The following is a 14,950-nucleotide window of genomic DNA, read 5'->3' on the forward strand; positions in this document are numbered from 1 at the left end:
CACTAGATGTTTGAAATTTAACAGCAGCGCCCGCGTCACGGGCAGCGCCTACAACCCTAGGGGCCTGTGTTTTGCAGAAATTTGAACTTGGCGTATGCTTGTCCGTCTCAAACGCGAATCGGTCTAAGATGAACGCCAGCACCGGAATTTCCGAAATAACCGCCCCTGCCAAGGTGCTGTCTGCCGCCGCTGACGGCGCGGCCCGGTTGTTTGAAGAACAGGGCGGATGCCTCGATCGGATTTTCGGACATGCGGGGATCTCAGAGAAAGAACTTGATAGCCCGGTTGCGGAAATCAACCTGTCGCAATACTGCCAAATGTTCGAAACGGCGGCTCGGCAGACCCAGAATGACAATATCGGCCTGCAATTCGGTCGCACCTTCCAGCCCCGGCAACTTGGCATGCTTGGCTATTCGGCCATCAGTTCCCCGACGCTTGCCGCCGGTTTGCGCAACATGGAGGCGTTCTTCCCCGCGCATCAGGAACAGACCCGCTTTGGCCTCATTCAGGATGACGGCATCCTCTGGCTCAGCTATCGCATCGTCGATCCGCGCATCCGGAACCGCCGTCAGGATGCGGAACTGTCGCTTGGCATGTTCTGCAACGTATTCCGCAGCGCATTGGGCGAGGACTGGTCCCCGCTCGAGGTACGTTTTGAACATGCAAAGCCCGAACACGCCCATGAACACGAGGCCGCCTTTGGCGCGCCGGTGGTTTTCAACCGCCGCACCAATGCGATCGCTTTCCGCCGCAGTGACCTTGATGCCCGCATGCCTGGGCATGATCCCTATCTTTTCTCGATGGTCAAAGCCTTCTTGGAAAACCGCTGCAAGACCTCCGACGACCCGATGGATTTTGCCACGGTCGTGCGCAATGAAATCAAGATGCAATTGGGCAGCAGTATTCCAAGCCTCGGCGAAATTGCGACAATTCTTGGCATGCCAGGGCCGTCATTTCAAAAGCAACTGCGCAAATATGGGCTATCGTATAACGACATTCTTCGCGCCGCCCGGCACGAACTTGCACTGCACTACATGGACGATTCCGACATGCCCCTGACCGAAATCGCCTTTAACCTGGGTTATTCGGAACTCTCCGCTTTCTCCCGCGCTTTCCGCAACTGGACCGGTATGAGCCCCCAAAGATATCGTCGGGTTTCATGCGGTTGACCTGCCATTGCTTCAAGCGAAGTTGAGAGAAAATACGGCAAGAAATACGATCATCAACGCGATCAAAAGCTTATCTACCGGGCCGTTGCGACATACGAATTACTTTTCGGCTTTTCCAGTTCCAAAAAATCAAAAAAAGTCAGAAAATATACTCCATAAACGGCAACCGTTATGAGCGCATCAATGTCATGATGTTAGCATTTCCCAATAGATGCCTCAGCTTGCGCTAGCAGGATTGTGCATCCTCTAGTGACACATGTCGCTGATGGGAAACGCCCGTGGCTTCGAATTAAACTGTAATATTATATTACACTTTCGCAGGCGAAATCGCGTTATTTTATTGGGTAATAGTGTCTCATTCTGGACTCAGCCCTCCCCTGCCGCTAGGCTGCCTACCCTAACAATAGGACGAAACGACGCACCAGCCAATGTAGTTCCAGTGTTCAACTGGTTGCAATGCAGCATCCCAGATTGTGGTGCGTTTAATGTGTTTCTGGCGCTTCAAGAAAACGATGCAATTGGAAAAATGACATGGTTGATATTTTCTCTAAGAACGATGGCCCGCGTCGCGAAGACGTCGAAGCCAAAAGGCTCTTGCAGGGAAACATGGGCACAATTCACAAGCTTGCCGACCAAATCAGCAATGGCGAGTTTTCTCGGTCTCGTGCAGCCATGGCTAAGGCAAAGCAGGAACCCAAAGCTGAAGGGCTCAATATTCATATCCTGGGCGGTGCATCAAAGGCATCCGAGCCATCGCCCGTCGTTCGGGTCAGCATCGACGAAAGGGTGATGATCATGGATGCCAACTCCGGGAAACAGATGATTTTCCTGGGCCAGTTGCGGTTGAAAGATCGCGTAAAGTTTTTCGTTTTGGCGACAAAAGAAAATGGTTTTGTTTCGCCCCTCGACCCCGACATTCAAACCAAGCTGCAAGATCTAAACGGCATTGTGATTGAGAACGAGGCGATAAAGGAAAAATTCGCCACCGTGATCAGCGAGCGGCTTGGCCTATGAATGCACCGCACAACCGAACCGCCAGAGCGTCCGCCGGATAGATATCGCGCTAAGCTCTTGAAGGAAGAACATGCGAGCCAAGTATTTTACACCACACGCAAGCCAATCTTCAAACCCCAGACAACCGGAAGTGGCAGGGACCCAGCATGACACGATGAACGCCTGGGAAGCGTTTGTTGAAACTGGCACTGCAACCGAAAAAATCGAGAAAAGCGTCAGGCGGGAAATTCTGGATTCCTGGGCGCGATGCACGGACATGGGCATAAGCGCCCTTTCAGGGGCGACACCTCAAAAAGTCGGTGAGGATGGGGTTGAGGAGCTGAGGCGGAAAAACGCTTCCTTGTGTCAGGCCGCCCGCGCCGCTTTCGAACGGCTGGGACCGCATCTTTACGAATCCGGCGCAATCCTGATTTTGACGGACCGGACCGGAACGATCATCGACGCAATTGGCGATGCTCAAACTCTGGATACGGGGCGGGCCATTCAACTCGAGATCGGCGGCGTCTGGGATGAGCGGGTCATCGGCACCAACGGGATCGGTACAGCGTTGCGCACCGGAACACCGACATATGTTCACGCATCCGAGCATTATTGCCAAGGTATCAAATCCTGGACCTGTGCAGGGGTTCCGGTCTTTGACCCTCTGGACCGTCAGATTATCGGCGTGGTCGATCTGTCGGGGCCGCCCGACATATTCCGCCCTCATAACATGGCGCTTGTTGTGGCTGCCGCCCGGGAAATTGAAATCGCACTGGCCGAACAACAACGCGAAGAACGCACCATTCTGCTTGAGGCCTTCATCGACCTTCCCAAGGCGCACAACAGCAACGACGCGGTGGTCCTCCTGAATTCTTCGGGCCGGATCGTTTTCAGCAGAAATACGGAAAGGTCGCTGGAAAACGGAACCGGCGAGCTGCCAATCGGCAAGAAGCTTTTGTCTTGGAGTCCAAATATCACGGACGGGGACCTGATGGCCGCCTTGCCGCCCGCGCTTGCAACAACGGAAATCGATTTGCTCAAATTCGGCGGTGAAGTTCAGGGGGCGGCATTGATTTTGCCCGAATTGACATCGTCTCCATCGCGCCCCAGCCCGAAAGGCATCTCGGTAAAACCCAGATACGGTGTGGAGGAAGAAGAGTTCACCATTCTGGGCGATTGCCCGAAAATGCAGGAAGCGATCGAATTTGCACACCGCGCGGCAAAGGCAAACGTCACCGTGCTGGTCCAGGGTGAAACCGGGGTCGGCAAGGAATTGTTTGCGCGTCTGATCCACAGCTATCACACCGACAAGAAAACCCCTTATGTCACCGTGAACTGCGCGGCGATCTCCGGGGAATTGATTGGCGGGGAACTTTTCGGTCACGTGGCCGGTGCGTTCACCGGCGCGTTGCGCGAGGGCAAGCAGGGCAAGTTTGAACAGGCAAACGGTGGTGTCCTGTGCCTCGATGAAATCGGGGACATGCCGCCGGAATTACAGACATATCTGCTGCGTACGCTTGAACAGCGCGCAGTCTATCGGATCGGATGCTACAAACGCCGGCCGATAGATGTTCAGCTGGTGGCAATGACAAATCGGAATTTGCGTCAGGATATCGAAAACGGCCGTTTCCGACGCGATCTTTTCTATCGAATTGGCACAATCGTTATTAACGTGCCACCCCTGCGTGAGCGGGGGCGCGATATTGATCTTCTGGTAGATTATTTCAACGGCATGTTGTCCACGAAATTCGAACAGAAACCGCTTGAATTCGACAGCACGGCGATGGCGGCATTTCGCGCCTATCAATGGCCGGGCAACGTGCGAGAGTTGCGCAATATCGTTGAAAGACTTTGCCTGCTGCACAGCGGCGGGATCGTCACCGCAGATGACCTTCCCAATGAGGTGACCGAACCCGAAGGCAGTGATTTCTTATTCGGAAAGGCAACTGAATCATCATCCAGAAAAATGAACCTGAGCAGTATCGAATCCATCGCGATACAACGCGCCATTGACCAGGAGAATGGAAATCTGACGAGGGTGGCTTTGTCCTTAGGGGTCTCTCGACCGACATTGTATCGGAAAATCCGAGAATACGGCCTCGACCGGGGGAAATAGAAAAACGGCGGCAGAGTTTTCCGCCGCCGTTTCTTTGAACTGATTTGCCCGGGGAAGAGGAACGAACAAAAAGTTCAAATGTTTTTGCCTACGCGGTTCTTGCCTTGTGTGGCGTGATCCGCGCGGGAACTGCGCGAAACCTCAGATGGCAGGACATTCGCGCCATTAACGGGCCGGCCTTGCGACCCGTGCTGATGAGCAACTGATCAGGGAACAATCACCCCGCGACCGGTGAAACGACGGTTTTTGAAGTCATCAATAGCCTGATTGATGTTGTCCAACGAATACTCGGTCTGGTGCATCTTCACCAAACCATCCGCGTTCAACTCCATCAACTCGACCAGTTCCGTATAGTCCCCGACAAGGCTGCCCCCGATCTTTATTTCGTTGACGACCAACTCGACGGTAGGAACCTCGATCGTGCCGCCATATCCGACGACAATCAGCTCGCCCCCCTGTCGCAACAGCTTCCAGCAGATGTTTTCAACGCCCAACTCTCCGACAAAGTCGATCACGACATGGCTTCCACCGCCGGTGGCGTCCATAACCTCCTCGATCAGGTCCGGCCCACCATCCAGCACGATATCCGCGCCAAGATCCTTGGCCAATGCCTGCGCTCCAGGCTCGCGATCCACGGCGATGACCCGTGCGCCGCACAGGTTTTTCAGGCATTGTATGGCAATGTGGCCCAGTCCGCCGACCCCAAGCACGGTGACATAGGCACCGGGATACACCAATCCGGCGGCGCGCTTGGCCGCGCGATAGGCCGTGATGCCCGCATCCGCCATTGGTGCCACTTCCAGCGGGGTCACATTGGTGTTCAGTTTGATCAGCGAACTTTCGTTGGTGATGAAATACTCGGCAAATCCACCATCCAGGCCAAGACCCGGAAACAGGCCGTGGTCACAATACATGTCGTGACCATAGCGGCAGTTCAGGCAAATTCCACAGCTGCGATGCGGGTGGCAAATCACCGCGTCACCGGGCTTGACGGACGTGACATTGCTGCCGACATCCTCAACCCAGCCTGCGTTTTCGTGCCCCATGACATAAGGTAGCAAGCTGCCTTCAACATCCATGATGTTCTGCCAGACACCCTCGATGATGTGTAGGTCCGTGCGGCACAGGCCCGCTGCTCCCACTTTCACGATCACTTCGTCGGGTGAATTGACTGTCGGGGGCTTCACATCCTCGATCTTCAACTCAACATTCATGGCCGGATCGTATTCGTATAACCGTGCGGCTTTCATGTTTGGTTCCTTCTTTTAGTCTTGTAGCCACCCCGCTATCCTGCGGGGCCGGATTGCAATTTATGGACGTCCCAGCAATTCGGCACCGCCGCCCAGGGCGGGCCCTTCGGTCGGGTCTGCTTCGCCTTCTGACAAATCGCCAACCAGGGTTTCCGTCGTGAGGATAAGCGTGGCCACGGACGTGGCATTGACCAGCGCGCTGGCCGTCACGCGAACCGGGTCGATGATGCCAGCGTCGAACATGTCCCGAAACTCGCCGCTGGACGCGTCGAACCCGTGACCGTTCTGTGCCGATGCCACCGACGCAATGACCGCTGTGGGATCCGCCCCGGCATTGGACGCAATCCGCTCTACGGGCTGCGTCAGGACGGACCGGACAAGCTCCACACCTTTGCAGACATCGCCTTCGTTGGTCGAAACGATGTCGTCCAGGATCACGCCGATCTGTGCCAGCGCCGTACCGCCACCGGCAACGACACCGTCCTCGGCTGCGGCCCGAACCGCGCACAAGGAATCCTCGATCAGTTGGATCTTGCGCTTCTGTTCGACCGGGGTGAATCCGCCGGCATAGATGACGGCTGTGCCACCAGACAGTTTCGACACACGTTCCCGCAGTTTGTCCTGTTCGATATTGGGTGGCGCGGCGTCATGCTGACGCTGCACCTGAGCACGGCGCGCCCGGATCGCAGCAGGATCACCTTCACCCTTGAGGACGCTGGTCAAAGAAGAGCTGACCTTGACCTTCTGCGCGCCCCCAAGCTGGGACAGGGTCACGTTCTCGATCTTCTTGCCGAGATCCCGCGCAAGCACTTCACCACCGGTCAAGATCGCCAGGTCGTCCATCATCGCCGCGCGCCAATGGCCGTATTCGGGCGGGTGCACAATCAGGTACTTGCCAGCCCCCCCTTCATCCATGAGAGAAATCACGACTTCAGGCGCGATCTCCTCGGCAACGATCAGCAATGGACGGTTCTGCTGATCGGCAATGGCGCGCACGTTCTTGAGGATATCGGGATGCAGGATCTTGTGATCCGTCATCAGGATAAGTGGGTTGTCCAGGACCGCTTCCATGTTGTCCTGATCGGTCACCATGTGATGCGATATGTACCCCCGATCAAAGGACATGCCCTCGACCACTTCAAGCGAGGTATCAATCGTGACCGCGAAATCGGCGCTGATGACACCCTCTTTTCCGACGCGCCTGAAAGCCTCAGCGACAAGAGATCCCAAATCGGGATCCGTGGCTGAAACCCGCGCGACGGCCTCAAGGTAAGCGGGGTTGTCATCGCAAGAGCGCGACGTTTCATCCAGCCCTTCGATAATCTTCTCAACCGCAAGCTCGATCCCCTTGCACAAATCGACCGGCCTGACCCCCTGCGCGGTGATTTCCACACCTTTCTGGATCAGCGCATTGGCCAGTACGATCGCTGTCGTCGTCCCGTCGCCTGCAACCTCATTTGTCTGCATGGACACCTCGCGCACAACCTGCGCGCCCATGTTTTCAAACCGGTCCGGCAACTCGATCTCAGAGGCGATGGTCACGCCATCACGGGTCACCAACGGCGTTCCAACCGGGCGGTCGATCATCGCGTTAAGGCCCTTGGGGCCAAGCGTTGGTTCCACCGCAGCAGCCAGTTTGGAAACCCCTTTCGCAAGTGCGCGTCGGGCGGTTCCGTTATGTATCAGTAGTTTAGCCATAATATCTCCCTGCCGCTGGTCTTTTGCCGACGGCTTGATCTGGTGTTGTCAGGTTTCGTTCGTGCCGGGTTGGTAGCCGTCTCTGAGCGGGACGCGGTTCTGGATGAAGTCGATCAGGGTTGGACCGTCATCACTAATCTGGGCTTCCTTGTATCTGGATGCCTGAAGCCCCCGGCACAGCGCGCCATTGAATTCCATGTTGATCCGCACACCGCGAAGCTTGGCCAGGTATGCCTTCAACCCCTCAGCGCTCAGTCTTTCGCCACTCCAGCTCACGAATGCCGGATCACCGGGCTTTTCAGCCAAAGCTTGCGACAAGAGCAGCGACCTGTAGCGCGGCTTCTGTTTCGCCTCTTCCCCGGTTTCGAATGGAATTGCGTCGAAAGCACCAAGCGTCATGTCAACGATTTGCGCACATGAATATCCGCGTTCCTCCAGTGCAAGCAGCACTGTTTCCTGACGGCGCATAAACGCTTTTTCCTGAAATTTGGCGCGTACGGCATTCAGGTCACCGCCTTCGCAATACTCGGCAAAAACATCGTTGAAATTCCTGCCGCCGTTGACACCGGCATTCACGCGATCCGCAAAGCAATGGTCATGCAGGGTAACCTTGACGTTGTGAACCCATTTCATCTTGCTGACTTCGCACCGAAGGTCGAACGCCATGAGGAACGCGAAATTCGGAGAGCACCAATAGGTGGGAAGCCGAAACTCGACTTCCACCGTTTTCATATCCAGACTGACCTCGACCCGCTCGATGAAACCCATGTCCGTCACGGGTTCATCAAGCTCAGGGTCGGTCACCTGATCAAGACAGCTCCAGACCTCAAGCTCTAGTTCGTCTCTTTGCATTTCCAACAGCATCAGACTATTCCGCTGCCATCTGGACTGGCGAGGCGCTAAGCTGCTTTTTCTTTGCCTCTACGTCGATGTTGTAGAGTTTCGCCGCGTTCAGCCCGAGGATCTTTTCCTTGACCTCATCGGTCAGCTGGATACCACCGCGTTCCGCGGAAATGTCTTCAGGGATCTGGTATTCCCAGAATTGCTCGACAAGCCATTGCGGCGTCCAAATCGCATAATCCGACCCAAACAGCAGCTTGTCCTCGCCAACCCACCACAGCAATTCGGCCATAACCTCGCCGAAATACCGCGGACGCGAGAAGATGAACGGCATGGCAACGGCCAGCCCGCCATAGACATTGGTTTCCTGCGTGGCGATCCAGCAGAAATCGTCCAGCCGGGGCAACCCGCAATGCTCGATGATCCAGTTGAGGTTCTGGAAATCGGTCGCCGCGTGGTCGACATCGTGAACATCGAACGCATCCTTGCTGAGCGGGATGATCGTGGGGCCCTTGTGGACGTGGATATTCTTGATGCCCAGCTTCTCGCACAGCTCGAAACATTTATAGGCCGCAGGATCGTTGAGGCTCCAACCCTTGCTTTCACCATTCCATTCGGCGGTGTACATTTTGACACCCTGAATATCGAAATTTTCTTTCATGTAGTGGATGTATTCGAGCGCTTTCTCGCCATCGCGTGGATCGAATGATCCGTTGACGATGAAGCGTTCAGGGTGGCGCTCGGCCATCGAACTGCTGCGTTCGATGCTGGAAAATCCGGCCTTGTAGAAATCCCGCAGATAGGTCGACTGGATGATTGCCACATCATCTGGGCCGTCGACAAAGAGATCACGATAGACATCATCAACGGAGTATTTTTCAAAACGGCCCTTTTCCCAAAGCTGCTCGGGCGGGCTTAGGTTGGTGTGATAGGCATAGAAGCAATCAATGAACTGCTTGCCGTGTATGTTGCTTTGGTTCTCCGGGCTGCCATCCCAGAAATGGGTGTGGCCGTCGACGATAAAGACTTCCTTGCCTTCCTTGGTTACAAACATCTGATCCTCCTTGGGTATTCCGCATTGCTTTGTTTTTGATAGAGAGGCGTGCAAACCCGGACCGCAGCCCGGGCTTGCCTGGTCATCGGCTATTCGATGTATTCAAAAACATCGTCCATGTTGCCGAACAGGACGACAGTGTTGTCATCGACACGAACCATCCGGCCGTAATGGGTTGACGTGTTCACCTCGAAGGTTTCCGCCGTCATTTCACGGCCCAGGAACTCGCTGATTTCATCCATTTTGAAGACCAGCTTTCCTTCACCATCGACCCGGATTGTCGCCGGGTTGTGGGTGATGGTCACGTTGGGGTCTTCGTTCATGAATTCGGCAATAGCGCGCGCTTCCACCGAGTCGTTCATGGTCACGCCGCACTGGTGCGAAATGGTCTGCTTGAAATCAATATCCTTCATGGATTTGAAGATGTTATCTTTGGTCGCGTCGCGTGCTACATTCGACATTTGCTAAACTCCTAGCTAATTAACGGCTCAGGCCGAGTTCGTTGAGAATCTGGCCGACACGCTCGTTCGAGACGGCTTTCACATCTTCGAAAGAAACCGGCTTGGAATGCGGCTGTGACCAGATCGGCTGCAGCGCCTGAGCGGCCTTGTTCGCCAATGCGCTATGCTTCTGAACCCAGGACTGGAACAGGGCCTTGTTGTGGGCGCCATGCTCTTCGTCATTCGCAAGCAGGAACATCAGGTCAATCGCGTTTGCCAGATTGCGCTCATAGTCGGCTTCGGCGGCCGAAATGACCGGCGGCGTGATGAAGTCGTTATTTGCCGCTGCGGCCTGCATGAAAAAGCCGGACCGGACAAGTTCACCCACCAGCGGCTCAAAGATGATATTGATCGCGAAATATTGCTCAAGGTAGTCTTCCGACCCCATGATGGTCTCGATCGCTTCGCGGCACGGTTGCCAGATCGGATCTTCCATCCAGGCCTTCTTGCCCAGCGTGTCATCCCAGCCTTCGATGTCCATGCCGATTTCCGCCAGATAAAGTGTAATGTCCTGGCACAGGCGCATCTTGTAGGAAGAGTTGGTCAGCGTGGCGTTGTTGATCATCTGAGTGTAGCCATAGCGCTGCGCCTGCATCAGCGATGTGCCCAGACCGAATTCAGCGTGTTTCCATGCGCCCAGATGGGTTTGCAGAATGCGGTTCCAGACCTTGTCGAACGCGTTGGGGGCGCCGGCCTTGCGGGCGTTGTCGACCACCGACTTGACCATCGAGCAGATCTTGGACTGACGCTGGTAATGCGTCCGCTCCCATTCCTGGTCGGGCGCGCGAAAGGCGTGCCAGTTCGAGCTAAGCGCCGCCGTGTTGTCCTTCTGATACGCACCGCCGCCCTTGCCGCCTTCGAACTCGATGATCCAGTTCTGGATCAGGTAGCGTTCGGGATCGGGCTGCACATCGACGGTAACGTCTTCGTAATGCGTCGCGCGTTTGCCCCGCGGTTCGAAATAGTTGTATTTGCGACTGGTGGATCCAACAAACGTTGCGGCACCTGCGGCACCTGATCCGACGGAACTTGATGTAGCTACCATTGTAGCCTCCCTTGATAGTTTTCATTCACATGACTAGCGATCAGCCCAGCATCAGTGGGCCGATGAACCGGAAGTCGGTGTGAATTTGTCGTAGAAAATGCGGTCTGACTCGAAGTCGTTCATGAACAACACAGGCGTCAGCGCGTCGATCATCGGGGGCGGACCGCAGGCATAGATGTCGCCCTCGCCGTCCACGTCCAGATCCTTGAGGCGGCGATCAACGCATTCATGAACAAACCCGCGCTCGCCGTGCCATGCGTCATCGTCATTGGCGTGACTCAACACCGGGATGAATTCGAGGCCCGGATGGGCGTCGGTCAGCGCGGCGATCTCGTCAAGCTTGAACAGATCGTCCTGCGTGCGTGCGCCATAGAAAAAGTAAATCGGGCGATCTTCACCACTGCTGATCTGGTCATGCAGAATGGACCATACCGGTGACATTCCCGACCCCGCTCCAACAAGGATTACGGGTCCGTCTCTTTCTTCCCGTCGGAAGCACATCCCGTAGGGTCCGCTGATTTTGACGGTTGCGCCTTTTTTGATTCCGCCCGCGTCGAGTTCGTTTGAGAACTTTCCGTCCGGGTATTTTTTGATGATGAACGAGAGTTTTTGGGCTTCGCTCGGCGGATTTGCCATGGAGAACGAGCGTGTAATCTCCTCCCCTTTTTCGGTGGTAACCGTGATGTCGACATATTGCCCCGCCCAAAATTTGAGCGGTGTATCAATTTCAATTTCCACACCGCGAATGTCGTGGGTCAGCTTTTGGAAATCGACAATTCGGCCATCGAATTCTTTGACCGGAATGGATTTCGACAAAACCTCCTCGTCGTAATTCAGGAGTTCGATTTCGACGTCGCTATAGGCCAGCGTTCTGCACATCAGTACGTGGCCGCATTCCTTTTCAAAATCATTGAGAGCGAAAGTTGAATATTTCAACATTTCGGTCTCGCCATCCAGCTGAACGCATTTGCAGGCCGAACACTGGCCTTCCTTGCATCCATGCGGCAGAGCTATACCCTGGCGGAATGCGGCGTCCAGAATGGTTTCATTCTCCTCGACCTCAATTTCCACGCCAACCGGTTCAAAACGAACCTTGTATACTTCGACCATCAATCGTTTCTCCTGTGGCTCGAAATCGCTCCCGGATTTCGAACATTGCTGGGTGCAAGGGCCCCTGAAGGCCCTTGCAGTAGGTTGGTTTAGTTGCACGGTGAGATGGTGAAGCCAGCCCGGTACTCGGCCAGGTGCGCTTCACGGTCAGCCTCGGACATGCCACGCAATGCGTTGAGCGGCGAACCAAGGGTATGACCGCGGACATGATCCAGCGTCCACATATCCTTGTCGTCGAAACGCAGATGCGGCTGCGGCACGAGCGTCTTGCCGTCTTCACGGACAAAGTTGAGGTCTGTGATGGCATCCGCCAGATCCCAGCCGTCGTAAACGGTTTCCCACTCACGCTTGCCCGAGAACTTGCCCATGGCAGGCGTCGGCCGGCCCTGATACTCGTCCGCAAAGGCCTCAACCGCTGTCCAGCGATCCAGCTCGTGCGCGAAGGTGTGCAGTTGCCCGTCGATTTCATCGACAACCATATCCTCGCGGATAAGGCACGGCACCAGGCACGACCAGCAGCGATGTGGATAGACGTAGCCAACCTCTTCGTTGAACGTGATGATCTTCTGACCCGGAACGCTCAGTTTGGCATACCATTTCCAGAAGTCACCGAACTCCGCGTACCAGCCTGGATATTTGTGCTCGAACCATTCGAAGTCTTTCTCGGTCTGAGCTTCGATCCGCCAGAAGTTCACCGGCCAGCCGACCGCGAAGAACTGGGCAACCTTGTGCACATAGTTCTTCTCGGTGATCCGCTTCCAGGCTTCCTGTACATCGTCGTGATGCACTTTCACGCCGTATTTTTCGAGCGGCAGCATGTAGGTCCGGTAGTAGTCTTCAAAGATCCAGCGATGCCACATTTCCGCGTAGGATTCCTTTTCCTTGTCGCGGTTGGTGGTGCCGTATTCGATGAAGGTACCGATCGCCGCATCGACGATGGCGTGGTTCTGCCAGAAGGCATAGCGCAGGTCGCGCTCCAGCAATTGATGGTTTTCCGGCTCTTTCAACGCCGCCATCAGAAGCGAATGACCGTTACCGATATGCCGGCTTTCGTCCGACTGAACCGACAGGAACACGGTCGGCAGGGCATAGTCGCCATTCCGGGCCGCTTCCGAGGGCATCGCCACGAACAGAGTATTGGTGAACGCGGTTTCCGCAACAACGGTCAGGTACATGCAGGCGGCGGTCATTGTGTCGCCGGTGATGAAACCTTCGCCGAACTGACGGCCGATCGTGGTTGCGTAACACTTGCCAAAGGCTTCTTCGGTGATGTCGAAACCCGCCGGGTCGATGTAGTTTTCCATGTACCACTTCTTCAGGTTCATCTGAATTGTGGAGTGACGGAATTCATCGACCATCTGCATGGTGAAACCGGTACGAAGGTCCTCGCCCGGTGCCAGACGGGCCACCATGGCCATCGAACGCGCGGCCGAAATTTCGGGGAACGGAATGATCGCCAGGAACAGCTTCATCCATTCGATCCAACGTGGTTCCACATTGCGGAACATGTCGCCCCGAAGTGCCGCATCCAGCGCGCCGTAAACCCGGTTGTCCTTTTCTTCCTCCATCGGGAAATAGGACCGAAGAACCTGTTTCATCGGATCGCGTGGTGCCTTGGTGATTTTGTAGTCCGTCGGAAAAGTATTGGCTTCTTGGACGTAGGTTGGGTTCCAACCTAAGTCGGAGATTTTCTTGGTGGCTTCACCCACCGAAATTCCCCGCTGGGAAGTGATCTTGTTTAGCGTTATCGCCATGCCATGAGCCTCCTTTAGCTCTGACCGATCAAACGGTCTTTTGATGGCAGCACTCGCTGCCGGTTTGAGACCGGAGCGCCTGACCAACACATCGAAATGCGCGGTCAGGTGGGCCGGTCGACTGGATCACGGCAAAGGTTGGGGGGATTTGATGACCAGTTCAGCCTTCCAAGGCAGTCAATTCAGGCTCCTCGGAAGCAAAACTTTATCTGGTCCATCCCTGTTCCTTCGTTCTTGGTGGTTCCCGATTTCGTGGGAACGCGGCGTTATGCAAAGATGGATGCAAGTGCCGTGCCAGATCGGGCCGGCAGCGGGAAAAATCGAAGGAGGTAACAGCGTTTTTCGGCGTAGTTGATTGTTTTTGCTGCGTTAATTGTTATTAATTTTTTTGCCTGTTTCAGTCGCCTGCAAAAAGGCGTTGCGGGGACAAACCGGCGCGGGTGTTTCACAACTTTACGAAGTTTACAGTCCGGTGCCGCCTTTACGATACATGATACACACGCGCAGGCCCGTCAGATGCATGTGTCAGACGCGTGTGCCAGGCTCGTGTGTCTGTCGCATTGCTGACTTCGTGTTTCTGACCGCATGACGTATCCGGTGCCCGCCACCCGGCAATAGCAGGATCGGATTTTCAAAAGAGGCATCGCCAGCGATGCAGCATCAAATCCCCGACGTGCCGTCAGTTTGAAAGCGTCCTGAACCGCGTGATCAATGTTGTTTCCCGTCCCAAAGTGATTCTCGCAGATTGCGGGCCGCAAAAACCGGCGCGAACCGCGATTGTAAATCTTTGAAACCTTCAGGTTTACACCGTGTAACAAAGCGTGACTCTTTGATCGTTCAGGCCTTGAAAAACTGCGATTCCACCCAGGAAATCAAGGCGATTAATCTTTGTTAACAACCTTTCAAATGGTATTTTCGATGATGTTTTTCGATCACGGAAATAGCCGTCAGCACGGCGATACGTGATCGCTCAAATGGGGTGGTAGTGGGGTTGATCAACCCTCCGGCGAATGTGCCGCGCGCGGCGGTTCGAAACCCGCCCTCAGAAGGTGGAGGCAAGAAATTACCGTTTTAACAAAACCCGGGCTTTGCCACCGAATTTCAATTTGGACGATCGGTTTTCGCCGCGTGTGGAAGCTGGTCCCAGATTGCTTCGATATTGCTGCACATCTGGCCGTGGACCTTTTGCAATATCTTCTCTCTGACGTCTTCCTGGACAAGCGCAAGAGCTTCCTGGGCTTTGACATAATTCGTTGGGCTGGGCGCGTCGGCTGCCATCCTTGCGGCCTTGGCAAGCGCGCTATCGGGCCCGGTGATTTCGGTGCTGGCCAAACTCAGCTCGTTAAAAAAACGATCCGTCGCGTTCTTTTTCATGGTGGAAATTCTCCGATGCCTTCGATGCCTTCGATGCCGGGGTCGAT

12 protein-coding genes are annotated in these 14,950 nt (G+C 55.1%); 3 read left to right on the forward strand and 9 right to left on the reverse strand.

The genetic code is table 11. The features are described 5' to 3' along the window. Positions 1 to 128 precede the first annotated feature (128 nt). From Q1B27_RS14245 to Q1B27_RS14255, 3 genes are all read left to right on the forward strand, one after another. Positions 129 to 1,169 carry an AraC family transcriptional regulator gene (locus Q1B27_RS14245; RefSeq protein ID WP_299848457.1) on the forward strand — a complete coding sequence of 347 codons (1,041 nt, stop codon included), beginning with the start codon at positions 129 to 131 and terminating at the stop codon, positions 1,167 to 1,169. 531 nt (positions 1,170 to 1,700) lie between these two features. Then, the gene (locus Q1B27_RS14250) at positions 1,701 to 2,183 is read left to right on the forward strand and encodes a hypothetical protein (RefSeq protein ID WP_299848458.1); all 483 of its coding nucleotides are present in this window, start codon (positions 1,701 to 1,703) and stop codon (positions 2,181 to 2,183) included. A gap of 154 nt (positions 2,184 to 2,337) precedes the next feature. Continuing rightward, positions 2,338 to 4,278, forward strand: a complete 1,941-nt coding sequence (locus Q1B27_RS14255; protein WP_299848459.1) for a sigma-54-dependent Fis family transcriptional regulator — start codon at positions 2,338 to 2,340, stop codon at positions 4,276 to 4,278. A gap of 206 nt (positions 4,279 to 4,484) precedes the next feature. On the opposite strand, the gene Q1B27_RS14260 is transcribed toward Q1B27_RS14255, so the two are convergent. The 9 genes from Q1B27_RS14260 to Q1B27_RS14300 form a co-directional block, all read right to left on the reverse strand. Next, complete coding sequence (locus Q1B27_RS14260) at positions 4,485 to 5,528, reverse strand: NAD(P)-dependent alcohol dehydrogenase (RefSeq protein WP_299848460.1); 1,044 nt, start codon at positions 5,526 to 5,528, stop codon at positions 4,485 to 4,487. 60 nt (positions 5,529 to 5,588) lie between these two features. Further along, entirely contained in the window at positions 5,589 to 7,226 is a 1,638-nt protein-coding gene (locus tag Q1B27_RS14265) for a molecular chaperone GroEL (protein WP_299848461.1), read from the reverse strand. Between the two features lie 48 nt (positions 7,227 to 7,274). Beyond that, on the reverse strand, positions 7,275 to 8,090 hold the full coding sequence (locus Q1B27_RS14270; protein WP_299848462.1) for an iron-sulfur cluster assembly protein: 816 nt from the start codon (positions 8,088 to 8,090) through the stop codon (positions 7,275 to 7,277). A 4-nt stretch (positions 8,091 to 8,094) separates the two neighbouring features. Beyond that, entirely contained in the window at positions 8,095 to 9,120 is a 1,026-nt protein-coding gene (locus Q1B27_RS14275; protein ID WP_299848463.1) for an amidohydrolase family protein, read from the reverse strand. Between the two features lie 89 nt (positions 9,121 to 9,209). Beyond that, positions 9,210 to 9,581, reverse strand: a complete 372-nt coding sequence (locus Q1B27_RS14280; protein ID WP_299848464.1) for an MmoB/DmpM family protein — start codon at positions 9,579 to 9,581, stop codon at positions 9,210 to 9,212. Positions 9,582 to 9,600: 19 nt separating this feature from the next. Further along, positions 9,601 to 10,665, reverse strand: coding sequence for an aromatic/alkene monooxygenase hydroxylase subunit beta (locus Q1B27_RS14285; RefSeq protein ID WP_299848465.1), 1,065 nt, complete (start codon positions 10,663 to 10,665; stop codon positions 9,601 to 9,603). Positions 10,666 to 10,716: 51 nt separating this feature from the next. After that, positions 10,717 to 11,775 carry an NADH:ubiquinone reductase (Na(+)-transporting) subunit F gene (locus Q1B27_RS14290; RefSeq protein WP_299848466.1) on the reverse strand — a complete coding sequence of 353 codons (1,059 nt, stop codon included), beginning with the start codon at positions 11,773 to 11,775 and terminating at the stop codon, positions 10,717 to 10,719. Between the two features lie 89 nt (positions 11,776 to 11,864). Further along, a complete protein-coding gene (locus tag Q1B27_RS14295; RefSeq protein WP_299848467.1) occupies positions 11,865 to 13,529 on the reverse strand; it encodes an aromatic/alkene/methane monooxygenase hydroxylase/oxygenase subunit alpha in 1,665 nt (554 codons plus the stop codon). Positions 13,530 to 14,630: 1,101 nt separating this feature from the next. Further along, entirely contained in the window at positions 14,631 to 14,903 is a 273-nt protein-coding gene (locus Q1B27_RS14300; protein ID WP_299848468.1) for a hypothetical protein, read from the reverse strand. Positions 14,904 to 14,950: the final 47 nt, after the last annotated feature.

The sequence above is a fragment of the uncultured Roseovarius sp. genome (genome assembly GCF_947489715.1).
GTDB lineage: Bacteria > Pseudomonadota > Alphaproteobacteria > Rhodobacterales > Rhodobacteraceae > Roseovarius.

Excerpts from the sequence above, each read along its gene's own strand:
- Q1B27_RS14245 (WP_299848457.1), top strand. The coding sequence starts at position 129 with ATGAACGCCAGCACCGGAATTTCCGAAATAACCGCCCCTGCCAAGGTG.
- Q1B27_RS14250 (WP_299848458.1), top strand. The coding sequence starts at position 1,701 with ATGGTTGATATTTTCTCTAAGAACGATGGCCCGCGTCGCGAAGACGTC.
- Q1B27_RS14255 (WP_299848459.1), top strand. The coding sequence starts at position 2,338 with ATGAACGCCTGGGAAGCGTTTGTTGAAACTGGCACTGCAACCGAAAAA.
- Q1B27_RS14260 (WP_299848460.1), bottom strand. The coding sequence starts at position 5,528 with ATGAAAGCCGCACGGTTATACGAATACGATCCGGCCATGAATGTTGAG.
- Q1B27_RS14265 (WP_299848461.1), bottom strand. The coding sequence starts at position 7,226 with ATGGCTAAACTACTGATACATAACGGAACCGCCCGACGCGCACTTGCG.
- Q1B27_RS14270 (WP_299848462.1), bottom strand. The coding sequence starts at position 8,090 with ATGCTGTTGGAAATGCAAAGAGACGAACTAGAGCTTGAGGTCTGGAGC.
- Q1B27_RS14275 (WP_299848463.1), bottom strand. The coding sequence starts at position 9,120 with ATGTTTGTAACCAAGGAAGGCAAGGAAGTCTTTATCGTCGACGGCCAC.
- Q1B27_RS14280 (WP_299848464.1), bottom strand. The coding sequence starts at position 9,581 with ATGTCGAATGTAGCACGCGACGCGACCAAAGATAACATCTTCAAATCC.
- Q1B27_RS14285 (WP_299848465.1), bottom strand. The coding sequence starts at position 10,665 with ATGGTAGCTACATCAAGTTCCGTCGGATCAGGTGCCGCAGGTGCCGCA.
- Q1B27_RS14290 (WP_299848466.1), bottom strand. The coding sequence starts at position 11,775 with ATGGTCGAAGTATACAAGGTTCGTTTTGAACCGGTTGGCGTGGAAATT.
- Q1B27_RS14295 (WP_299848467.1), bottom strand. The coding sequence starts at position 13,529 with ATGGCGATAACGCTAAACAAGATCACTTCCCAGCGGGGAATTTCGGTG.
- Q1B27_RS14300 (WP_299848468.1), bottom strand. The coding sequence starts at position 14,903 with ATGAAAAAGAACGCGACGGATCGTTTTTTTAACGAGCTGAGTTTGGCC.